At 60.9% G+C, this 20,544-nt stretch carries 19 protein-coding genes, 1 tRNA gene and 1 pseudogene; 15 read left to right on the top strand and 6 right to left on the bottom strand.

Annotated features, from left to right (window positions below):
- The first annotated feature begins 32 nt into the window (after window positions 1–32).
- Complete coding sequence (locus tag NKG60_RS06440; protein WP_352974512.1) at window positions 33–947, top strand: alpha/beta fold hydrolase; 915 nt, start codon at window positions 33–35, stop codon at window positions 945–947.
- 283 nt (window positions 948–1,230) lie between these two features.
- On the opposite strand, the pseudogene NKG60_RS06435 reads toward NKG60_RS06440, so the two are convergent.
- A pseudogene (locus tag NKG60_RS06435) lies at window positions 1,231–2,288 on the bottom strand (tyrosine-type recombinase/integrase).
- Window positions 2,289–2,525: 237 nt separating this feature from the next.
- Complete coding sequence (locus tag NKG60_RS06430; RefSeq protein ID WP_352974509.1) at window positions 2,526–3,719, bottom strand: porin; 1,194 nt, start codon at window positions 3,717–3,719, stop codon at window positions 2,526–2,528.
- 449 nt (window positions 3,720–4,168) lie between these two features.
- On the opposite strand from NKG60_RS06430, the gene NKG60_RS06425 reads away from it, so the two are divergent.
- The 3 genes from NKG60_RS06425 to NKG60_RS06415 all read left to right on the top strand — a co-directional run bounded on the left by NKG60_RS06425 (window position 4,169) and on the right by NKG60_RS06415 (window position 6,009).
- Window positions 4,169–4,259: transfer RNA gene (locus NKG60_RS06425), tRNA-Ser, on the top strand.
- A 185-nt stretch (window positions 4,260–4,444) separates the two neighbouring features.
- The gene (locus NKG60_RS06420; RefSeq protein WP_502912297.1) at window positions 4,445–4,723 is read left to right on the top strand and encodes a GIY-YIG nuclease family protein; all 279 of its coding nucleotides are present in this window, start codon (window positions 4,445–4,447) and stop codon (window positions 4,721–4,723) included.
- A 134-nt stretch (window positions 4,724–4,857) separates the two neighbouring features.
- Entirely contained in the window at window positions 4,858–6,009 is a 1,152-nt protein-coding gene (locus tag NKG60_RS06415; RefSeq protein ID WP_352974506.1) for a porin, read from the top strand.
- Window positions 6,010–6,272: 263 nt separating this feature from the next.
- Here NKG60_RS06415 and NKG60_RS06410 read toward each other — a convergent pair whose 3' ends face one another.
- Window positions 6,273–7,925: a tetratricopeptide repeat-containing sulfotransferase family protein gene (locus NKG60_RS06410; protein ID WP_352974504.1), complete on the bottom strand. Its 1,653-nt coding sequence runs from the start codon at window positions 7,923–7,925 to the stop codon at window positions 6,273–6,275.
- 121 nt (window positions 7,926–8,046) lie between these two features.
- On the opposite strand from NKG60_RS06410, the gene NKG60_RS06405 reads away from it, so the two are divergent.
- Entirely contained in the window at window positions 8,047–9,153 is a 1,107-nt protein-coding gene (locus tag NKG60_RS06405) for a pyridoxal phosphate-dependent aminotransferase (protein WP_352974501.1), read from the top strand.
- Between the two features lie 32 nt (window positions 9,154–9,185).
- Here the strand turns inward: NKG60_RS06405 and NKG60_RS06400 are convergent, their stop codons facing one another.
- The gene (locus NKG60_RS06400; protein ID WP_352974499.1) at window positions 9,186–9,686 is read right to left on the bottom strand and encodes a MarR family winged helix-turn-helix transcriptional regulator; all 501 of its coding nucleotides are present in this window, start codon (window positions 9,684–9,686) and stop codon (window positions 9,186–9,188) included.
- A gap of 199 nt (window positions 9,687–9,885) precedes the next feature.
- On the opposite strand from NKG60_RS06400, the gene NKG60_RS06395 reads away from it, so the two are divergent.
- From NKG60_RS06395 to NKG60_RS06350, 10 genes are all read left to right on the top strand, one after another.
- Window positions 9,886–10,164 (top strand): acylphosphatase, encoded by a 279-nt coding sequence (locus NKG60_RS06395; protein ID WP_352974496.1) that lies wholly within the window; start codon window positions 9,886–9,888, stop codon window positions 10,162–10,164.
- Between the two features lie 149 nt (window positions 10,165–10,313).
- Entirely contained in the window at window positions 10,314–10,976 is a 663-nt protein-coding gene (locus NKG60_RS06390) for a TetR/AcrR family transcriptional regulator (RefSeq protein WP_352974494.1), read from the top strand.
- Between the two features lie 48 nt (window positions 10,977–11,024).
- Window positions 11,025–12,188 (top strand): isovaleryl-CoA dehydrogenase, encoded by a 1,164-nt coding sequence (locus tag NKG60_RS06385; RefSeq protein ID WP_352974492.1) that lies wholly within the window; start codon window positions 11,025–11,027, stop codon window positions 12,186–12,188.
- 82 nt (window positions 12,189–12,270) lie between these two features.
- Window positions 12,271–12,663 carry an AbrB/MazE/SpoVT family DNA-binding domain-containing protein gene (locus NKG60_RS06380; RefSeq protein WP_352974490.1) on the top strand — a complete coding sequence of 131 codons (393 nt, stop codon included), beginning with the start codon at window positions 12,271–12,273 and terminating at the stop codon, window positions 12,661–12,663.
- Window positions 12,660–13,043 carry a type II toxin-antitoxin system VapC family toxin gene (locus NKG60_RS06375; RefSeq protein WP_023677795.1) on the top strand — a complete coding sequence of 128 codons (384 nt, stop codon included), beginning with the start codon at window positions 12,660–12,662 and terminating at the stop codon, window positions 13,041–13,043. The genes NKG60_RS06380 and NKG60_RS06375 overlap by 4 nt, the downstream gene beginning before the upstream one ends.
- A gap of 4 nt (window positions 13,044–13,047) precedes the next feature.
- On the top strand, window positions 13,048–14,655 hold the full coding sequence (locus NKG60_RS06370; RefSeq protein ID WP_352974489.1) for a carboxyl transferase domain-containing protein: 1,608 nt from the start codon (window positions 13,048–13,050) through the stop codon (window positions 14,653–14,655).
- A 1-nt stretch (window position 14,656) separates the two neighbouring features.
- Window positions 14,657–15,187: an O-acetyl-ADP-ribose deacetylase gene (locus NKG60_RS06365; RefSeq protein WP_352974488.1), complete on the top strand. Its 531-nt coding sequence runs from the start codon at window positions 14,657–14,659 to the stop codon at window positions 15,185–15,187.
- 206 nt (window positions 15,188–15,393) lie between these two features.
- Window positions 15,394–15,696, top strand: coding sequence for a hypothetical protein (locus NKG60_RS06360; RefSeq protein ID WP_352974485.1), 303 nt, complete (start codon window positions 15,394–15,396; stop codon window positions 15,694–15,696).
- Between the two features lie 57 nt (window positions 15,697–15,753).
- The gene (locus NKG60_RS06355; protein WP_352974483.1) at window positions 15,754–16,128 is read left to right on the top strand and encodes a hypothetical protein; all 375 of its coding nucleotides are present in this window, start codon (window positions 15,754–15,756) and stop codon (window positions 16,126–16,128) included.
- A 112-nt stretch (window positions 16,129–16,240) separates the two neighbouring features.
- Window positions 16,241–18,229, top strand: a complete 1,989-nt coding sequence (locus tag NKG60_RS06350) for an acetyl/propionyl/methylcrotonyl-CoA carboxylase subunit alpha (protein ID WP_352974481.1) — start codon at window positions 16,241–16,243, stop codon at window positions 18,227–18,229.
- A 98-nt stretch (window positions 18,230–18,327) separates the two neighbouring features.
- Here the strand turns inward: NKG60_RS06350 and NKG60_RS06345 are convergent, their stop codons facing one another.
- On the bottom strand, window positions 18,328–19,449 hold the full coding sequence (locus tag NKG60_RS06345; RefSeq protein WP_352974478.1) for an ABC transporter substrate-binding protein: 1,122 nt from the start codon (window positions 19,447–19,449) through the stop codon (window positions 18,328–18,330).
- Between the two features lie 387 nt (window positions 19,450–19,836).
- A complete protein-coding gene (locus tag NKG60_RS06340) occupies window positions 19,837–20,103 on the bottom strand; it encodes an SEL1-like repeat protein (protein ID WP_224590565.1) in 267 nt (88 codons plus the stop codon).
- Window positions 20,104–20,544: the final 441 nt, after the last annotated feature.

Here is a 20,544-nt window from a genome sequence, read left to right as displayed (position 1 = left end):
AACGATCCGGCAACTGTGAGGAAGCGGTCCTTATGGCAATCGAGCAAGGCTTCTCCGATTTCTTCTACGCCGCGCCGGACGGGCTGTCCCTGCACGCCCGCATCTACGGCGAAGCGAATTCCGGCGGTTGGCCAATCGTTTGCCTTCCCGGTCTGACCCGCAATTGCCGTGATTTTCACGATTTGGCGCTTTATCTGTCGACGCAGGCGAGGCGTAAGGTTGTTGCTTTCGACTATCGCGGGCGCGGTCAGTCCGCCTACGATGCCGATATCGGCCATTACAATATCGGCATCGAAGCGGGCGATATTCTCGCCGGGCTGGCAGCACTTGGCATCGAGGCGGCTGCCTTCATCGGCACCTCGCGCGGCGGACTGATCATCCATGTGCTCGGGGCGATGCGGCCGGCCGTGCTGAAGGCCATCGTCTTCAACGACATCGGCCCGGTGATCGAGTCGCAAGGTCTCGCCCATATCCGCTCCTATCTCGACCCCATGCCTAGGCCGAAGACATACGCAGAGGTGGTCCGCGATCTGCGCAGCACCCATGGCTCGGATTTTTCGGTGCTGACCGATGCGGATTGGGAGCGGATGGCGTCAGCCCTCTACCGCGAGGCCGAGGAGGAATTTCTGCCCGATTTCGATCCGAAACTGGTCGATACCCTGGCTGGCCTCGATCCCAGCCGGCCGCTACCCGATCTTTGGCCGCAGTTCGACGCGCTGGCGGCCATCCCGATGCTCGTCATACGCGGCGCCAACTCGAAGCTGCTGTCCGCCGAAACGCTCGAGCAGATGCGGACGCGCCATACCGATATCGAGACGATCACTGCCGACGGCCAGGGGCATGCACCGTTTTTGGAGTCCGGGATCCTGCCGGGCAGGATCGCTGGTTTTCTTGACCGGGCCGAGCGGACGGGGCGGCTGGAAGTAACTCTCGGCGGGATGAAGTAGTTTTGGCGCTCGTTTTGCTGATCAAAGCATTATGGCAGCGATCGACAGTTCCGCTTACATTTTCTGTGAATACTTTTAAATGTCGACGGTGCCCCTCATCCGCGTGCCGGCACCTTCTCCCCGTATACCGACGGGGAGAAGGGGGATGATCGCAACGCTGGGGATTAGCGAAATCTTTCGCAAGGACGCCTTTCTCCCCGTCGCTTCACGGGAAGAAAGGCCCGGTAGGGCAATGAGGGCAGCGCAACCCTGAGCGGCTGGCTGATACCTCACGTCAGATCCGTCAGGATTTGGCGCTTCTCTTCGCTGGCTTTGGGGCCTTGCTTGCGGCCGGCTCGCCTTTTGGCCCTCGCCTTGCCGGAGGTGGAGCAGACAAAGCGCTTGCCGCGCCACTGTCCGCGCCACTGGACCGCGGCGTCTCCAGCACAGTAACGCAGCCATCGAGATCGTTGGTGGCCAGATGCGCGTAGCGCATGGTCATCGACAGCGTCTGATGGCCGAGCCACATCTGCACGCGCCTGATGTCGATGCCGCCCTGGACGAGACGCGAGGCACAAGTATGGCGCAATATATGCGGCACGACCTGATCGTCGGCGCCAAGCCCGACTTCGGCCTTGGCATCGTTCCAGATGGCGCGAAACTGCGCTTGGCTGAGCTTGGTGAACGGGCCTTTGGGCCGGCGGCCCTCGGTGGCCGGCAGCTTGATCACCTCTTTTACCCGCTCGGTCATCGGGATGGTGCGGCTGCGGCCGGACTTGGTGATCCAGAAACTGACGCGGTGCTCCTGGATATCGTTCCAGATCAAGCCCAGCGCTTCGCCGAGGCGGCAACCGGTGTCAACGAGAAGACGGAAAGCCGATAAGCGTCCTCGCTGCGGCTCTTGATGGCGGCGAACAGCCGGGCCTCCTCGTCTCTTTCGAGGAAACGAATCCTTCCCGCCCGCTCCTTCTGGCGGCGGAACTCGGGCAGGCTGTGGATATCCCCCATCTTGTAAGCCTTGCGCAGCAGTTTGCTGAGGGCAGCCATCTTCCGGTTGATGGTTGCGTTGCTGTTGCCGCGCTGGCGCAAGGTGCCGATAAGATTGTCAAGGGTGCTTTGGTCAAAGGCGCTGAAACGCTCCCCTAGGAGGATCTCGTCTATCTCGCCGATGAAAGAGCTGACATTGTATTTATGCCGCCCGTCATCCCAAAGTATGTCCCGGTATGCTGAAAAAAGTTCTCCGATCCTGTGCGACTTTACTTCTCGTATCTTGTTGTAACTGTATTTTATTTTTGCAGTTTGAGAAGAAAACATCGAAAAATGATCAGAGGTTCCTCCCTCTTGAATCGCATCGTTCGTCATTATTCGCCACACCCCCGAGTGGATAGGCCTAGACCTACCTGCTTGGCGGTGCCCTTTCAAGAGTTTTAAGCGTTGCGGCCGATTTCATCCACCGGTGGCGGATCCCAACGACATCGTTCCACAACCCTGTTCAGCTACCGAACCCCCTTTTCCTTCTGTTTGCTACCAGTCGCGAAAACAAAAACAGCCCGGGCGTTAAGGCGCCCGGGCTGGATTCACTTGCTTTAAGTCCAGCCCTTAGAACGAGCGCTGGAAGCGGAGGATACCGCCGACGGCGTTCTTCTTGTCGCCCGGGATGCCGGTCCAGTTGTATTCATAGGGACCGATGCCGTCGAAGCTTGAGACCTTATGGCTGTTGTGAGCATAGTCCACTTCGGCCGTGATCGTGAAGCCGGGAACGATGTCGTAGGCGATATTGGCCGCGACGCCAGCTTCCTTGGCTTCGTCATACGACGCCTGAACGTTGAACGAGGTCTTCTCGTTGATGGTGTAAGTACCACCGCCCCAGACTGCCCAGTTACCGCCCCACTGCTTGTAGTAATTGCGCGGAGCGTTGTCGTCAGTGCCGTAGCCGGCCATCAAGAACAGCGACAGGTTCTGCATCGGCGTCACGTCAAGGCGAACCTTGCCGGCCCATTCTTCCAGGCTGCTGTCATAGGCAACAACACCGCTGATGGATCCCCAGCCCTGCGTGTACTTCACGCCGCCAACTACATACGGAACATAGCTGTCGATCGAGTCGTGACCGAAATTGAAGGCAACTGGAGGTCCAACATCAGCAACGACAAAGCCTTCACCCGTTTCCAACGAAGCCACCGCCGAGAAGCCGTTGCCGGCATCGAAGTAATACTGGACGACATTGGTGTCGAAGCCGCCGTAGGGAACGATCGTATCCTGGATAACGTTGCCGGCGTAGCCGGTGAACGTGTTGAAGGCTGTTTCGTCCTTACCGACGCGGAGACCACCAAGCTGGATCCAGGCGAAGTTCAGCGAAACGCCTCTGCTACCAAAGTCGGAAAAGGCGGTGTCGTCATAGTGACCCGTTCCCCAGTTGAAGCGGGTCTCGGTGTAGGTCTTCAAGGTGCCCATCTCGGTTTCCTGGCCGGTCCAGGTCCTCAGCGTGAAGCGAGCCTGCTTGTAGTAGCCGTCGTTGACGTTGTCTTCACCATTGATGGCATCCTTAAGGTCCTGGTACCTGGCGCCGTCGAACGAGCCAGCCTGGCCAACGCCGATGTCATAGCGGACGTAGCCGCCGATGCGCAGGCAGATTTCGGTGCCGGGGATGTAGTAGTAGCCAGCGCCGTAGACGTCGCAAATCTTGACGTATTCAGCGGGTTCCGGCTCGGCGACGACGACAGCGTCGGCGGCGCGCGCACCGGAAACTGCGATCAGTGCCGCAGCGGAGCCGAGAAGAAGGCTCTTGATGTTCATTTTCTGACCTCCAGTCAAAAGTTAAAAAACGGGTCTGGGTATTCTTTGCTGAAGGACAGCGTTCCCTGCCCCATCCCCACTACCGAAAAAGATGCGCACCGCGCCGCTCCTTCAAACCCGACATTACCCATGAGACGGCCGCGTTCAACCACGATCGTACCGGCAAAAGGTTTGTGTTGGCGCTATCCCCCAGCGTTGTTGCACAAATGACACGATTTGGCCTCACTCCGAAAGCTCCCGTTAACCAACAGCCCTTCGCAAGCCGTTGCAAACGGCGGATTCCGGCGACGGTCGGCCCGAAATGTGACCATGACCCGAGTCGCGAACACGGGAATTGCCGCAGAATCGCCACATCGCCGGGCGGCGCTTTGGCGAAGGGTCGATTTTTCAAGGATAATAGCGCCAGCTTGTTGATTGTGCCGGCGCTTTTCTTTATCCACCGGCGCAACGGAGAGGTGGCCGAGTGGTCGAAGGCGCTCCCCTGCTAAGGGAGTAGAGGTCAAAAGCTTCTCGTGGGTTCGAATCCCATCCTCTCCGCCACCCTACACCCGCGGGCTTCGGGTGGCAGGCCATCCTGCTTCGCGCTGCGCGCTTCGCAGGACAAGTCCAACGAATCCCCTCTCCGCGCGAAGCAGGATGCCCTCCGAAGCCGTAGCGAAGGAGGGCCGCAACCTCTTGGAACGCTTGCAAAATCGGGGTTGGCCTATTCGTCCTTGCGAAGGAGGATGCACTCCAATGCGTTGGCGAGGGAGGGCCGGTTCGTGTGGTATGTATATCTGCTGGAAAGCAAGACTGCGGAAGGCGAGCGCTATATCGGTGTGACCTCGGACCTGAAGCGACGGACCGCCGAGCATAACGCCGGAAAATTCAGCCATACCTCCAAATTCCTGCCATGGCGGATCGTGACCTGCATCGCCTTCTCGAACCAAGCCAAGGCGACCTCATTCGAGCGTTATCTCAAATCCGGTTCCGGGCATGCTTTTGCCAGCAAACGCCTTTGGTGACCATCTGCCGCTCCTCACGTGATCGTGCAATAATCAGCGGTTTTCCCAAATAATTACGCAATCTCAGCTACTTACGACAGAAACACACGGTGCCAATTCCGCTCTTTCGTTCGATTCTGACTGGAGGTCAGAAAATGAACATCAAGAGCCTTCTTCTCGGCTCCGCTGCGGCACTGATCGCAGTTTCCGGTGCGCGCGCCGCCGACGCCGTCGTCGTCGCCGAGCCGGAACCCGCTGAATACGTCAAGATCTGCGACGTCTACGGCGCTGGCTACTTCTACATCCCCGGCACCGAAACCTGCCTGCGCATCGGTGGCTATGTCCGCTATGACATCGGCATCGGCGACGTCGGCTCATTCGACGGCGCAAAGACCACCGATCAGCAGGACGGCGACTCGCAGGATACCTACTACAAGCATGCCCGCTTCACGCTGAAGACCTGGACCGGCCAGGAAACCGAACTCGGCACCTTAAAGACCTACACCGAGACCCGCTTCAACTGGGGTAACCACAACGATTACCTTGATGACAACTTCAATGGCGGTACGAGCGTTTCGCTGAACTTTGCCTGGGTCCAGCTCGGTGGTCTGCGCGTAGGTAAGGACGAATCGGCCTTCAATACGTTCAGCGGCTACGCCGGCAACGTCATCCAGGATACGCTGGTCCCCTATGGTGGCTTCGACACCAATGTCGTGCAGTACTACTTCGATGCCGGCAACGGCTTCTCGGCCGTGGCATCGTTGGAAACCGGTTCGGGCAGTGCCGCCGCTGATCCTGGCATTTTCCAAGACAGCAACAGCGGCAATGATTCCATCGACAGCTATGTCCCGTATGTTGTCGGCGGTATCAAATACACGCAGGGCTGGGGCTCGATCACCGGTGTCGCCGCCTATGACAGCACCTGGGAAGAGTGGGCCGGCAAGGTTCGCGTCGACGTTACGCCGATACAGAACCTGACACTGTTCCTCATGGCCGGTTACGGTTCGGACGACAACATCGACCGCAACTTCTACAAGCAGTGGGGCGGCAACTGGGCAGTATGGGGTGGTGGCACCTACACCATCAACGAGAAGACCTCGTTCAATCTCCAGGCCTCGGCTGACGACGACAAAAACTACGGCGTCGCTACGAACATTGCCTACGATATCGTTCCCGGTCTCACGATCACGGCCGAAGTCGATTGGGCCCGCGACGGCCAGTTTGACAAAGCCTACGATCGCAACTGGACCAACGCCGACGACAAGGACAGCGTCGGCGGCATGCTCCGCTTCCAGCGCTCGTTCTAACAGACCGAGCGTGATTTGAGATTGAACCCGGCGGGCAACCGCCGGGTTTTCGTATCGGCGCGACGCAGCTGTCAACTCTCGATGCATAATGCAGGCTGCTGCTGAGCAGCCGATCGCAGGACCGGTCGAATGCAATGCTCGCTCCGCACGCTTGTTCGTGCAAAAGAAAAACTTGGGCCGATCTGAAGAGCTGGCCTACCGGATCAATGTATTTCGACGGCAAGTCACGATCGACCTCGACCGATCGGGCGCATCCTACTTGTTCAAATTTCAGCCAGATCGCCCAAGGCGTCAATCAGCGGCTGAATTGCGCTCTCATAATTTTTCCAGCGTTTGACGGATGAACTATAGACCGGCTGCCGCACCTGCCAGCGGCTGAGGGTATTGACCGACCCGCTCGTCTCGAAAAAGCGCAAGCAGGCATCGTCCCAGGTCAATCCAAGATGATCGATGAGACGGCGCGACTGCTTCTCCTGATCCGTAACCAGCGTCTCGTAGCGGCTTTCAAAAATACGTCCGGGAAAGACCTTATTCCAATGCCGCATCAGGCGATCATATTCACGGTAGTACAGCCCGAGAGTCTTAAGGTCGGCGTTATAGCCGTGCTCCTTGTTGAACCTCAAGACGAAGCAGGAGACGCAATTGTCAATGGCATCGCGGCGGCAATGAATGATGCGCGCGTTGGGAAAGAGAATTCCGATCAAGCCGATGACCTCGAAATTATGAGGCATCTTGTCGACGATGCGTAACGCGCCAGGCCCGTGTTGACGCAGATAGGACAGGTATTCTTCGGCCAGCGCCCTAGACTGGTCCCTCGTCATTGACATGATCGAACTGCGCGAGGCCTCATCCGACTGCGTTCCGAAACCCATCAAGCCCGCCATTCGCCGTAGTTTAGAAAGCTCCCCGGCGCCATGGACATCCGGATGGCTCGCGCAGATTTGCTCGGTCAGCGTCGTCCCCGACCGGGGCATGCCCAGCACAAACACAGGCACTTCGGACGGACTGCCGTGGCCAGCCTTGGCTTCCAATAGAGACGGGCTGAATATCTCGATCATGGAATCGATGCTGCGCCGGAAGGACTCCAGATCGAAACCATGGCCAGCGGCCTTTTTTGCCTTCTGGAAGTGATCCATCGCCTCTTCATAACGCTGAAGATCGTTCAGCACTTTGCCTGCGGCGTGATGGAGCTGCGATGCAACATCCGGGTCAAGCTTGGGATTGGAGAGTTCGCTCAGGATAAAGTCGAGTTCGGCAGGTTTTTCGGTGAACTTGCGCGTGTCGACCAGACTATTGTAGGCCTCTCCAACATCGACGCGACGTTCGATTGCCTGCTTCAGATACGCTCCGGCTTCGTCCATGCGACCGACGCTGGTGAGTGCACCGGCCAGACCAATCCGGACCATGGGATGATCGCTGTTGATCTTCAGCGCCGTCTCGTAAAGGGGCAAAGCCATCTCGGCCTTGTCGAAGTTGACGTAGGCACGTGCTAGTCCGCAAAGCGCTTCCACCAGGTCGGGCTTCAATTCGCAGGCCCGCTGCAGGTGCCTGATCGCAAGCAAGCTGTCGCCAAGCTTCAGACCGGCCTCTCCCAGGCTGAGGTGGAAATATGGATTTTCAGGCGCCTGGCTTGCCGCCCGCGCGAAATATTTGAGAGCCAACTCATCGTCAACACCGAGCCCCAGCGTGCCGAGGATGTACAGCGAAAGCGGGTGGTTGGGCGTGCGGGCGAGAACGCGATGGCATAATTCCTCGGCCTCCGGGAGTCGCTTGGCTTGCTGGAGTTCGAGCGCCTGTCGCAACAGCATGTCGTCAGCCTGCGCCCGCGACGGCGGCTTCGCCTTCGGCGGTTCCGCTTTCGGGGCCGGGCGGGACTTTATGTGCTTGGACCAAGCGGGCGGCAGTCGGTTGCTCATCATGTCTCGCTAGCAAAATGGTCCGGGAGAATCCAGCCTGACCGTTGCCGCCGGCCGTGGAACTTGCGCCGGCCAAGCCGGCAGGCTAGCAAGAAGGCCCCTTTTCGAACGAGCCTTTGCCATGCGCCCTCCCCTTACGCCGCTCATCGACGCGCTTCCCTCCACGGTGCCGTTTGTCGGCCCTGAGGCGCAGGAGCGCGACCGCGGCCGCGCCTTTCGCGCCCGCATCGGCGCCAATGAGAGCAGCTTTGGCCCTTCGCCGCGCGTCGTTGCCCGCATGGCCGAGATTGCCGGCGACATGTGGTTGTATTGCGACCCCGACAATTACGATTTGAAGGTAGCCGTAGCCCGGCATCTCGACGTCGGCGCCGAAAACGTCGTCATCGGCGAAGGCATAGACGGGCTGCTCAGCTTGGTTGCGCGCATGTATGTGGCGCCCGGCGACGCGGTGGTGACCTCGCTCGGCGCCTATCCGACCTTCAACTTTCATGTTGCCGGCGTCGGCGGCCGGCTGGTCGCAGTGCTCTACGAGAACGATCGGGAAAACCTCGACGGCCTGCTGGCGGCAGTGGCCAGGGAAAAGGCGCCACTGGTCTACCTGTCCAATCCGGACAATCCGATGGGCAGCTGGTGGGAAGCCGCCGAGATCAGCCGCTTCATCGAAGCCTTGCCGGAGACCACAATGCTGGTGCTCGACGAAGCCTATGGCGAATTAGGGCCAGCCTCAGCGCTGCCGCCGATCGATGTGGCGCGGCCGAACGTCATCCGCATGCGCACCTTCTCCAAGGCCTATGGGCTGGCCGGCATACGCTGCGGCTATGCGGTGGCCGAAGCCCAGGTGATTCGCGATTTCGAAAAGATCCGCAATCACTACGGCGTCAGCCGCATGGCGCAGATCGCCGGTGTCGAGGCACTTGCCGATCAGGCCTGGCTGGAGAGCGTGGTGCCGCGGGTCGCCGCCGGGCGCCGGCGCATCGCCGGAACAGCCGAGGCGAACGGGCTGAAGCCGCTGGCTTCGGCGACCAATTTCGTCACCATCGACTGCGGCCGCGACGGCGCTTTCGCACTAAAAGTGCTGCAGGCGCTGTTGTCGCGCGACGTCTTCATCCGCAAGCCGATGGTGCCGGTGCTCGACCGCTGCATCCGCGTCAGCGTCGGCCTCGACCACGAGCTCGACATCTTTGCCGAGGAACTGCCTGGCGCACTGGCAGCAGCACGGGGGAACTGAAGAGCGCAACGCCGGAATCCCGGTGCTGCCCGCTATTTCTCCCCGAGCAGGCGCATGACGCGCTTCAAAGCGTCCGATAATTCGGCAGCCGCTTCATCGGCGAGGCCGGCCGTCAGCTGGGCGAGGTCGCGATCCGCCGCAGCCTGAAGCCTGGCGAGCTCCGCACTTCCGCGAGCGGTCAGCGACAGGATGCGTCTGCGCCGATCGGCTGGGTCAGTGCGCATCTCGGTCAGGCCGGCGGCGGCGAACCCCCTCAGGACGCGTATGACATGCGCCGGATCGAGCCGGAGCTCGGCAGCGATTTCGGAGGACGCCGGTCCGAGATCGAGGTGGAATGCCCGCGCAAAAAACCCTGCCTCACCGCCGCTATTGGCGGCAGCATGGGACCGGCGGCCCAGTTCGAACAGCAGCCGCGCCTCGCCCAGCGTATAGGCACTATGCGTCAGGGTCTGGTCGAGCAGACCGATCAGGCACGTGTAGAAGCGGTTGAAGCCGCGGATCTCCGCGACAAGGGCATTCCGTTCGGCCGGCATGTCGACCTCCTTCGAGCTGATCGCTCCGTAAGGACCATGATCGCCGTTTATTTGACTTAGTCAATCATCGGTGGAGGCGCCATCCATGTCGCAGTGCGAAATCTGGCGGATAGCGACCGCAGAGAGACCTTCGATGCACGTTGCGTGGTTGAATTTGCACGGCGATGCGCCAGACTCGATTCAGAGGATGGAGAGCGCGATGACCGACCGGACGGTGCAACTACGCATTTATGGCAAGGTGCAAGGCGTCAGCTACCGGGTTTGGGCGCGGCGCGAGGCGTCGGCGCTTGGCCTTGCCGGGTGGGTGCGCAACGAAGTTGACGGCTCGGTGACAGCCTTGATTGCAGGGACCGATGCGGCGGTCTCGACAATGATCGAACGTCTTTGGCAGGGGCCGCCAGGGGCAGCAGTTTCGAAAGTAGATGTCGAGGAGATCGAGGCTCGCGACGTGTCCGCGGGTTTCAGGATTGTTGCCTAGCAAGGCATGATGATGCTCATTCGCTTCCATCGCACAAAATCTCCAGCGTGCAGATAGAGAAAACCTGAAGCCAACGCCCTGCCTCGACATGCCTCCGTCCTTGAATTAATTGAACGTTTGTTTTATTGTCTACAAAAAGGCGGCTTGTCATGGCGCGTACGACCGGCTCCGACGGAGAGAAGACCGAAGCTGCGGTCCGCGAGGCGGCGATCAGCCTGATTGCGCGTCTCGGCTACGAGGCGATGTCGATGCGCCAGCTGGCGGCCGAGGTTGGCGTGCAGGCAGCGGCGCTTTACCGCTACTTCCCGACCAAGCAGGACCTTCTGTTCACCCTGATGCGCGAGCATATGGAAGGCCTGATCGAGGCGTGGCGCGCAACACGCCCTGTCGGCGCCGATCCGTTAGCGCGGCTTGCCGCTTATGTCGAAAACCACATCACTTTCCATATCGAACGCCGCCACTCCACCCATGTCTCGAACATGGAGCTGCGCAGCCTGTCGCACGAAAAACTCACACAAATCCTGCGCATGCGCACGGCCTACGAGAAGGAGCTGCGCGCCATCCTGCGCGACGGCGTCGAAGCGGACTTGTTCAGCATCGAAGACACAGGGCTCACCGCGATGGCGCTGATCCAGATGATGACCGGCGTCATCGTCTGGTTCCGGCCGGGCGACCGGCTGTCGATCGCCGAAGTCACCGCTACATATCTAGCAATGACAATGCGCCTTGTTGGAGCAAAGACCGATGGCGCGTCAACGAGCCACGACGCCGCGCCCCTATTCGGGCGCGCAAAGGACGCTCTAGCAACTTGATTTCGCGCACGATCCCGATTTTCGGGATCGTGCGCCGGGAGGAACGGCATGTACACGCATACGCTCAACTTCGGGCTTGACGAAGACATCGAGGCACTGCGCGACCTGGTGCGGCGCTTTGCCCAGGAAAAGATCGCACCGATCGCCGCCGAAATCGACCGCTCGAACGAATTCCCGGCACATCTGTGGGCGGAGCTCGGCGGGCTTGGCCTGCTCGGCATTACCGCCGATCCCGATTTCGGCGGCAGCGGCATGGGCTACCTGGCCCATGTTGTCGCGATGGAGGAGATTTCGCGCGCCTCTGCCTCGGTCGGCCTCTCCTACGGTGCTCATTCCAACCTCTGCGTCAACCAGATCAACCGCTGGGCAACGCAGGCGCAGAAGGAAAAATATCTGCCTTCGCTCTGCAACGGCGAGAAGGTCGGCGCACTGGCGATGTCGGAATCGGGTGCCGGCTCCGATGTGGTGTCGCTGCGCCTGCGCGCTGAAAAGCGCAACGATCGCTATCTGCTCAATGGCACCAAAATGTGGATCACCAACGGGCCGGATGCCGAGACGCTGGTCGTCTACGCCAAGACCGATCCGGAACTCAATTCGCGCGGCATCACCGCTTTCATAGTCGAAAAGGCCTTTGCCGGTTTTTCCGTGGCGCAAAAGCTCGACAAGCTCGGCATGCGCGGCTCGAACACCGGCGAGCTGGTGTTCGAGAATGTCGAAGTGCCGTTCGACAATGTGCTGCACGAGGAAGGGCGCGGCGTCGAAGTGCTGATGTCGGGCCTCGACTACGAACGCGCCGTGCTGGCCGGCGGCCCGATCGGGCTGATGGCGGCGTGCCTCGACGTGGCGATCCCTTATGTGCATGAACGCAAGCAGTTCGGCCAGCCGATCGGCGAGTTCCAGCTGGTGCAAGGCAAGCTCGCCGACATGTACGCGACGATGAACGCGGCGCGCGCTTACGTCTATGCCGTAGCCGCCGCCTGCGATCGCGGTGAGACGGCCCGCAAGGATGCTGCCGGCTGTATTCTCTTCGCCGCCGAAAAGGCGACCCTGATGGCGCTCGACGCCATCCAGCTTTTGGGTGGCAACGGCTACATCAACGATTACCCGACCGGCCGGCTGCTGCGCGACGCCAAGCTCTACGAGATCGGTGCCGGCACCAGCGAAATCCGTCGCTGGCTGATCGGGCGGGAAATCATGGCGGAGGGCGCCTGATGGCATTCTTTTGAGATTTTGCCAGAAGCTGCACGATGTGGCACACTTCGGAATATGTGCCACAACACAGGCGAGACGGACCATGGCTGGCAAAACGGGAAAGTCCGGACTTGAAGAAGATCCGCAAGCACGGTTCGATGCCGGCGCTCGCCAACCACAGCTTCGGGTTCCGGCGAAACGCGAGCGGGTCAAGCTTGGCGAGGGCGGGCGCTTCGTCATCCCGGCCGCGATGCGGGAGGAGATGGGCCTGAAGCCTGGCGAGGACATGATTCTTCATGTCGAAAACGGCGAGCTGCGGGTAAGATCGTGGCTGCAGAATCTGCGACGCGTGCAGGCCGAATTGTCAGCGCTGAAACGGCCCGGTGAAAGCGTCGTCGACGAATTTCTGAAAGAGCGACGGGAAGAGCAGCGTCGAAGCGACAAGCGTCTCGACCGGCTTCACGCCGAAGGCACAACGGGAAAGCGGGCGAAATGAAGCCGTACGTCATGGACAGCTCGGCGGCGCTCGCAATCCTGCTCAACGAGCAAGGCACCGACAATGCGTTGGGGTTCGCGCCGGACGCACAATGCAGTTCAGTCAATGCGGCCGAAATCATCGCCAAGCTGATCGACAAGGGTCGCAGCATGGAACAGGCCGCGGACGACCTCGCCAGTCTCGGCATGCCGATCGCCGTTTTCGACGACGCGATGGGCATCGCGGCCGGGCAGCTTCGCCAATTGACGCGGCATCGCGGCTTGTCGCTGGGCGATCGGGCTTGCCTGGCGCTGGCAATTCGCGAGAATGCCATTGCCGTCACCGCCGATCGCGACTGGGGCGACCTCGATGTCGGCTGCAAGATCGAGCTGATCCGGTAACGCTATGGCCCCCCTCACCTCGCAGATCTCGCCCGCCTCCGACGCCTTCCGCGCCAATGCCGAGCGCATGCGGGCGCTGGTCGCCGACATCGCTGAAAAAGCTGCCGCCATCGAGCGCGGTGGCTCGGAGGAAGCGCGTGAACGGCACGTCTCGCGCGGCAAGCTCCTGCCGCGGCAACGCCTCGCCCAATTGCTCGATACCGGCTCGCCCTTCCTCGAAATCGGCCAGTTCGCCGCTTGGTCGATGTATGGCGAGGACGTCCCTTCGGCCGGCCTCATCGCCGGCATCGGCCGCGTCGAAGGCACCGAAGTGATGGTCGTCGTCAATGACGCCACGGTGAAGGGCGGCACCTACTATCCGCTGACGGTGAAGAAGCATCTGCGTGCACAGGAGATCGCATTGCAGAACAATCTGCCTTGCGTCTATCTGGTCGACAGCGGCGGCGCCAATCTGCCCAACCAGGACGAGGTGTTTCCCGACCGCGATCATTTCGGCCGCATCTTCTACAACCAGGCCAACATGTCGGCCGCCGGCATTCCGCAGATCGCCTGCGTCATGGGTTCGTGCACGGCCGGCGGCGCCTATGTGCCTGCGATGTCGGACGAGACAATCATGGTGCGCAACCAGGCAACCATCTTTCTCGGCGGGCCACCGCTGGTGAAGGCGGCCACCGGCGAGGACGTCACCGCCGAGGACCTCGGTGGTGCCGACGTGCATACAAGGCTTTCCGGCGTTGCCGACCACTATGCGCTCGACGACGAGCATGCGCTGGCCATATGCCGGCGTATCGTCAAAAACCTGAATCGGAACAAAACTGTAAGCCTGGCCCTGAAGAAATCGATTCCGCCGCTTCACGATCCACATGAACTCTACGGCATCGTACCGACGGATCTGCGCCAGCCCTACGACGTGCGCGAGGTGATCGCCCGCATCGTCGACGGCTCCGAATTCGATGAGTTCAAGCAGAATTACGGCACCACGCTGGTCACCGGCTTCGCTCATCTCAGCCGCATGCCGGTCGGCATCGTCGCCAACAATGGCGTGCTGTTTTCGGAAAGCGCGCTGAAGGGCGCGCACTTCATCGAGCTGTGCTGCCAGCGCAGGGTGCCGCTGATTTTTCTGCAGAACATCACCGGCTTCATGGTCGGGCGAAAATACGAGGCCGGCGGCATTGCCAAGGACGGCGCCAAGTTGGTGATGGCGGTCGCCACCGCCAAGGTGCCGAAAGTAACGATGATCATCGGCGGCTCGTTCGGCGCCGGCAATTACGGCATGTGCGGACGCGCCTATTCACCACGCTTCCTGTGGATGTGGCCGAATGCCCGCATTTCGGTGATGGGCGGCGAGCAGGCGGCAACGGTACTGGCCGTCGTCAAGCGCGAAGGCATCGAGCGCAAGGGCGGCGAATGGAGCGCCGAGGAGGAAGCGAAATTCAAGAAGCCGATCCTGATGAAGTACGAGCACGAGGGCCATCCGCTCTATTCGTCGGCAAGGCTCTGGGACGACGGCATTATCGACCCGGCCAAGACCCGCGAAGTGCTGGCGCTCAGCCTTTCGGCCGCGCTCAATGCCGAGATCGAGGAGACACGCTTCGGCGTGTTCAGGATGTGAGATGAGAGAAACCGGCCAGAGGATTCGCATTCAAACCGGCGACATCACGAAGCTGGCGGTCGATGCCATCGTCAACGCCGCCAACACCTCGCTTCTCGGCGGTGGCGGCGTCGACGGCGCCATTCACCGCGCGGCCGGCCCCGAGCTTCTGGCAGAATGCCGGACCTTGAATGGCTGCAAGGTCGGAGACGCAAAGATCACCAAGGGCTACAGGCTGCCCGCGCGCTACATCATCCATACGGTCGGGCCGGTCTGGCAAGGCGGCAGCAAAGGAGAGGGCGAACTGCTCGCCTCGTGCTATCGCCGGTCGCTCGAAATAGCCGCCGCAAAAGACTGCCGGACGGTGGCGTTTCCAGCGATCTCGACCGGCGTCTACCGCTATCCGAAGGATCAGGCGACGCAGGTCGCCGTTGGCACGGTGAGCGCCTTCATCGGCCAGCACGCGGTTCCGGAAATCGTCATTTTCTGCTGCTTCGACGAGCCGACGGCCGAATTGTATCGGCGGGTCGTTGCTGCACTCGGCAGGGTGTGACCCTGCGCCGGCGGCACCCGTCCACATCTCCATAACTATTTTTTGCTTCTTGATCTGGCCAGACGAAAGAATCGCGGCTATTGATCATCGCAAATACCAATGGGGATTGGGCGAAGATGAGGCGGCGGGTTTTTCAGAGAACAACTGTGCATATACTTGCGGGGTTGCTTATATTAGCGACGCCTGGCGTCGGTGCAGCGGAGTCGTTGGCAGGAAGCAAGGGCGAGACCCGTTTCTATCCCTATTTGCCGCAGAACCCGAAGGATCCATGTACCAAGGCCTACAAGGCCTATGCAATCGGAGGCTGCGGCAAGAATTACAAGGACTATGTGGCGGCTGGCGGTCACTCGGCCTACGCGATGACGCCGTTCAACTGGGCAACCGAATTCACTATTTGCGGTGCTTATCTGAATGCAACATCCCAGAAGGCTGCCGAAGCGCTGGCGTTGAAGTCCTGCCAGTCCGCGCGCAGCAAGTACAAGGTCACGACTGCAGGGCATGCGCCATAGCTGCCTCCAAATAGGCCGACACTCGGCGCCTTCGACGTTTCCAATGGGTGGGAAAAAATGAAGTCTATCAGCGTCAAACAAGCAGTCGTCTTGCTAATAACTGGGTTGCTTCTAATCTCGAGCCCCAATGTCGGCACGGCGGAATCACTGGCTGGAAGCAAGGGCGACGTCCGCTTCTACCCGTATTTTCCGGCAACCGCGGATCGGCCATGCACCAAGGCATATAAGGCCTATGTGGCGGCCAGCGGCCATTCAGCTTATGCGACCACTCCGTATTCCCGGGTGCGTTCGTTGTACATCCTGTGCGGCTCACGCTTGAATGCGCCCTCGCAAAAGGCTGCCGAGGATATGGCGATGAAATCCTGTCAGGCCACCCGCAACCGTTACAAGGTCACGACCGGGGGAGCTTGCGAAATCGCGGCCTCAAAGTAGGCAGGCCTCGCTTGCCTACCCTTTGACCGCCAGACTACAAAGCAGGGCATCGCCGCAGCTCGCGTGACGAGAATTCGCGCCGTTGGCGGCAAGCTCTGCCTGTGGAGGCCCGATGTTCGCCAAGATCCTGATCGCTAACCGTGGCGAGATCGCCTGCCGGGTGATCCGCACGGCACGCAGGATGGGTGTGCGCAGCGTCGCCGTCTATTCCGACGCCGACGCTCACGCCTTGCATATCGAAATGGCCGACGAAGCGGTGCATATCGGCGCCTCTCCCGCCACCGAAAGCTATCTGCGCGGCGACAAGATCATCGCGGCGGCCTTGGCCACAGGTGCCGAGGCCATCCATCCGGGCTACGGCTTTCTTTCGGAAAACCCCGATTTCGTCGACCAGGTCGCGGCGGCTGGGCTGATCTTCATTGGGCCGTCGGCGGCCTCGATCCGTGCCATGGGACTGAAGGACGCGGCCAAGCGGCTGATGGAAAAGGCCGGCGTGCCTGTCGTTCCGGGCTACCATGGCGAAGCGCAGGAGATCGTGTTGCTCGCCTCCAAGGCGCGCGAGATAGGCTACCCGGTGCTGATCAAGGCGCGCGCCGGCGGCGGCGGCAAGGGCATGCGGCGTGTCGAGCATCCCGATGATTTTTCTGAAGCACTGTCGGGCGCACGGCGCGAGGCGAAAGCCGCGTTCGGTGACGACCGCGTCTTGGTGGAAAAATATGTCGACAAGCCGCGCCACATCGAAGTGCAGGTGTTTGGTGACAATTTCGGCAACGCCGTGCATCTTCACGAACGTGACTGCTCGGCGCAGCGCCGCCACCAGAAGGTGATTGAGGAGGCGCCTGCCCCGGGCATGACGCCAGCACTGCGCAAGGCGATGACCGAGGCGGCGGTGAAAGCCGCCAAGGCAATCCACTATTCCGGCGCCGGTACCATCGAGTTCATCGTCGATGCCTCGCAAGGTCTGAAGGCCGACCGTTTCTGGTTCATGGAAATGAACACCCGCCTGCAGGTCGAGCACCCCATCACCGAAATGGTCACTGGCATTGACCTGGTCGAGTGGCAGCTACGGGTAGCCTCCGGCGAAAAACTGCCGAAGACGCAGAGCGAGATCGCGCTCTCCGGCCACGCCTTCGAGGCGCGCATCTATGCCGAGGACGCGGCAAGAGGGTTTTTGCCGGCGACCGGCACCTTGCACCATCTGAAATTTCCGCAGCCGTCACCGGAGGGTGCGACCATGCGCATCGAAACCGGTGTGCGCGCCGGTGATGCGATCTCGCCGTTTTACGACCCGATGATCGCTAAGCTGATCGTTCATGGCAAGGATAGACGGGCGGCGCTCACGGCACTTGGCGAGGCGTTGTCGCAGACAGAAATCGCCGGCTCGACGGTCAACACTGCCTTTCTTGCCGCGCTGGCCGCTGATGCGGATTTTGCGGCGGGCGATGTCGATACCGGCCTGATCGCCAGGCATCAGCAGGCGTTGACGGCGGTTCCGCCGCCGAGCGGCGAGACGATTGCGGCCGCGGCACTTGCTGCTTCCGGTGCGGGCGACTTGCCATCCTCGGACGATCCTTGGTCGTCGCTGGCCGGCTATGCGCATTTCCACGCTGTAGCACGGCGCACCCTGCTGAAGTTTGGCGAGCAGGAGATCGTCGCGCGTGTGTCGGTGCGGCCGGACGGACGGTTCGAGGTGGCGCTGGATGCGCCCTATGAGAGCGTCAATTCGCATGATCTTCGCGCGGCGCCTCGCCTCGCCCGCTGGCCGGGCCACGTCACGGTCTTCGATGGCGCCATCGGCTACGGTTTTGCCGTGCCGGATCCGCTGGCGCGAGCCGACGAAGCCGCGGCCGCTTCCGGCAGCCTGCGCGCGCCAATGCCCGGCCTGGTCAAATTGGTGCGTGCAGCCAGAGGCGAGTCCGTGATCAAGGGCCAGCCGCTGCTGATCCTGGAGGCGATGAAGATGGAGCACACCATTGCCGCCCCGCATGACGGGGTTATCGCCGAGATCGCTGCCGAAGGCGCGCAGGTCACCGATGGGACCGTGCTGGTTCGCTTTGCCGAGGAACCTCAGCTGGCTGCTGTTTCCCTATCCACGAAGTGATCTCGAACGCGTCACAAAGGCGTCGCCAAAAACAACCTGGCCGGGTTTGACCCCGGCCATGTTCGATTACAGCAGCGCGTCTTGCGGCGCCGCGGCCATCACGGCTGGATCGGCGCGTATTTGCCGTCGTGCCACTGGTTGATGTCGTAGCTGACGTTCTTGAGGTCGCCCTTCTCGTCGAAGGTGACTGAGCCGACAACCGTGCTGATCGGCTGGCCGTTCTTTAACGCTTCGGCGACTTTTGTCGGATCGTCGCTGCCGGCGCGTTTGATGCCTTCGGCGAAGGCCTGGATCACCGCGTAGGAAAACAGCGTGAAGCCCTCCGGCACGAAGCCGCCGGCCTTGATCTTGGCGATGGCTTCCTTGGCTTCGGGCTTCGCCTGCGGATCGGACGGGAAGACGAACATGGTGCCTTCGCCGGCCGGACCGGCAACCTGCCAGAATTCCGGCGAAGCGATCGAGTCGGGCATGATCAACTGGAACTTGAGGTTCTGCTCCGCCGACTGGCGCAGGATGAGGCCGGCCTCGGGGTGATAGCCGCCGAAATAGACTACGTCGGCTTTCAGCTCCTTGAGCTTGGTAACAAGCGCGGAATAGTCCTTCTCGCCAGCGTTGATGCCCTCGTAGAGCACTTCATTGAGACCGTTCTGGTTCATCGTTGCCTTCACGGCATCGGCCACGCCCTGCCCATAGGCGCTCTTGTCATGCAGGATGATGACGTTCTTGCCGGCATATTTCTTGGCGATCCAGGGACCGATGAAAGCGCCCTGCGCATCGTCGCGCGTATAGAGGCGCATGATCGTCGGCCAGCCGGCTTTCGCCGCTGCGTCGGTCAGCACCGGGTTCGAGGAAGCTGGACTCATCATCAGCGCACCGGCTTCGGCGTAGACAGCGGAGGCCGGGATGCTGGAGCCCGAGCAGGCGTGGCCATCGATGAACTTGACACCATTGGCGATGATGCGGTTGGCGACCGAAACCGCCTGCTTCGGATCGCACTGGTCATCCTCGATGTCGAGCTTGATCTGGCGGCCGTCAACGCCGCCCGCCGCATTGATCGCGTCGGCGGCGGCTTGCGCGCCTTGCTTAAACTGATCGCCGATGGTGGCAAGCTGACCGGTCATCGGTCCGACCACTGAAAAGGTGATGTCATCGGCGAAGGCGACCGGCGCGGTCATCATCAGGCCAAATATGGCTGCGCTGAAAATACTGAATTTCTTCATGGTGACACAACTCCTCCACTCTCGCGCGACCATCCCGGCCGCGCCTCTTCCAGAGTGGCGGGAGAATTTCATCCTTCACCGGAGCTGTCTAGACGCATCGTCGGCACTCGATTGGGCCTGCAACACGCTGTCCCAAAGACAAAGCCGCGCCAGCCTTGTTCCGGCCGGTCGCGGCTTTTGTCACCGAGCTTCCCGAGGTATCAGCACCGGGATCCGCTCGCCTTCCCTGTTTGTACGGTTTATTGCACGGCTCGTCCGCCTGCCGTGTTCTTGTTGGCCCAGCCGTCTTGCGCGGCCTTGATTTTCGGGTCCAGCCCTCTGCGCGGCCTTGACCCGAAGCGTCCCTGTTGTGAGGTCAGTACCCCTGTGAAGTCGATGCCCGCGAATTCAGTGCATCGTCATCCATTCGCGGGCTTCGCGCAGCGCCTTGGCGATCTCGACCTTCGACATGGCGGCCGACAATTCAGAGCGCAGTTCCGCGGCGCGGCCCGAGCCCTTGATCGCGGCGATGTTGAACCATTTGTGGGCGGCGACGACATCGGTCTCGCAATCGCGGCCGGTCGCATACATCATGCCCAACTCGAAAAGAATATCGGCCTGGGCAGTTGCCCCCATGGCGCCGAAGCCGGCTTCAAGCATTTCAAAACGTGCCATTTCAAATCCCCTGTTCTGGCTCCCGAGAGCTGTCTCCGTCTGTCCCTCGGTGTCCTTGATTACCTTCGGGGGCGGCCGCTCTTTCGATGCTTTCGAGAATGCCGCGGAGGCTTGAATCCGTCGTTAAATGGCGTGCTTAATTTGAAGAAAACAAAGCTAAAACAAGAGGTAAACGCGAAAATTCGTTAAGGATACAAAGCCAGCAATCGCGCCGGTTTGCACAAAATTTAAAGAAAACTTGCGAGGCGCGGATCAAGACTCCGCTAACCACAGAAGACAAAGACGTGTGCGGCCCGTTTCATTTTTCGCCGGCGCGGCCGTTCGGGAGCGGGCAAAAACCCGCAACCTTCTGTCGCAGCACCGCTTTTGTTTTTCCGGGAGCTGGACTAGCTTACGTTTGCGTAAGGGGCAGACAGCCGGGGCGGAGCGCGATTGGATTTG

It is taken from the genome of Mesorhizobium sp. M1428, assembly GCF_040317515.1.
In the GTDB taxonomy this organism is placed as follows: Bacteria; Pseudomonadota; Alphaproteobacteria; order Rhizobiales; family Rhizobiaceae; genus Mesorhizobium.
The sequence above is the reverse complement of the archived record's forward strand: the minus strand, read 5'-3'. Positions and strand labels throughout refer to the sequence as shown.

Bases quoted from the DNA above. Each gene is read 5' to 3' on its own strand.
- NKG60_RS06420 (WP_502912297.1), top strand. From the start codon at position 4,445: ATGCACTCCAATGCGTTGGCGAGGGAGGGCCGGTTCGTGTGGTATGTA.
- NKG60_RS06375 (WP_023677795.1), top strand. From the start codon at position 12,660: ATGAAGCCGTACGTCATGGACAGCTCGGCGGCGCTCGCAATCCTGCTC.
- NKG60_RS06440 (WP_352974512.1), top strand. From the start codon at position 33: ATGGCAATCGAGCAAGGCTTCTCCGATTTCTTCTACGCCGCGCCGGAC.
- NKG60_RS06355 (WP_352974483.1), top strand. From the start codon at position 15,754: ATGAAGTCTATCAGCGTCAAACAAGCAGTCGTCTTGCTAATAACTGGG.
- NKG60_RS06345 (WP_352974478.1), bottom strand. From the start codon at position 19,449: ATGAAGAAATTCAGTATTTTCAGCGCAGCCATATTTGGCCTGATGATG.
- NKG60_RS06430 (WP_352974509.1), bottom strand. From the start codon at position 3,719: ATGAACATCAAGAGCCTTCTTCTCGGCTCCGCTGCGGCACTGATCGCA.
- NKG60_RS06415 (WP_352974506.1), top strand. From the start codon at position 4,858: ATGAACATCAAGAGCCTTCTTCTCGGCTCCGCTGCGGCACTGATCGCA.
- NKG60_RS06395 (WP_352974496.1), top strand. From the start codon at position 9,886: ATGACCGACCGGACGGTGCAACTACGCATTTATGGCAAGGTGCAAGGC.
- NKG60_RS06370 (WP_352974489.1), top strand. From the start codon at position 13,048: ATGGCCCCCCTCACCTCGCAGATCTCGCCCGCCTCCGACGCCTTCCGC.
- NKG60_RS06410 (WP_352974504.1), bottom strand. From the start codon at position 7,925: ATGAGCAACCGACTGCCGCCCGCTTGGTCCAAGCACATAAAGTCCCGC.
- NKG60_RS06390 (WP_352974494.1), top strand. From the start codon at position 10,314: ATGGCGCGTACGACCGGCTCCGACGGAGAGAAGACCGAAGCTGCGGTC.
- NKG60_RS06365 (WP_352974488.1), top strand. From the start codon at position 14,657: ATGAGAGAAACCGGCCAGAGGATTCGCATTCAAACCGGCGACATCACG.
- NKG60_RS06380 (WP_352974490.1), top strand. From the start codon at position 12,271: ATGGCTGGCAAAACGGGAAAGTCCGGACTTGAAGAAGATCCGCAAGCA.
- NKG60_RS06405 (WP_352974501.1), top strand. From the start codon at position 8,047: ATGCGCCCTCCCCTTACGCCGCTCATCGACGCGCTTCCCTCCACGGTG.
- NKG60_RS06400 (WP_352974499.1), bottom strand. From the start codon at position 9,686: ATGCCGGCCGAACGGAATGCCCTTGTCGCGGAGATCCGCGGCTTCAAC.
- NKG60_RS06340 (WP_224590565.1), bottom strand. From the start codon at position 20,103: ATGGCACGTTTTGAAATGCTTGAAGCCGGCTTCGGCGCCATGGGGGCA.
- NKG60_RS06350 (WP_352974481.1), top strand. From the start codon at position 16,241: ATGTTCGCCAAGATCCTGATCGCTAACCGTGGCGAGATCGCCTGCCGG.
- NKG60_RS06385 (WP_352974492.1), top strand. From the start codon at position 11,025: ATGTACACGCATACGCTCAACTTCGGGCTTGACGAAGACATCGAGGCA.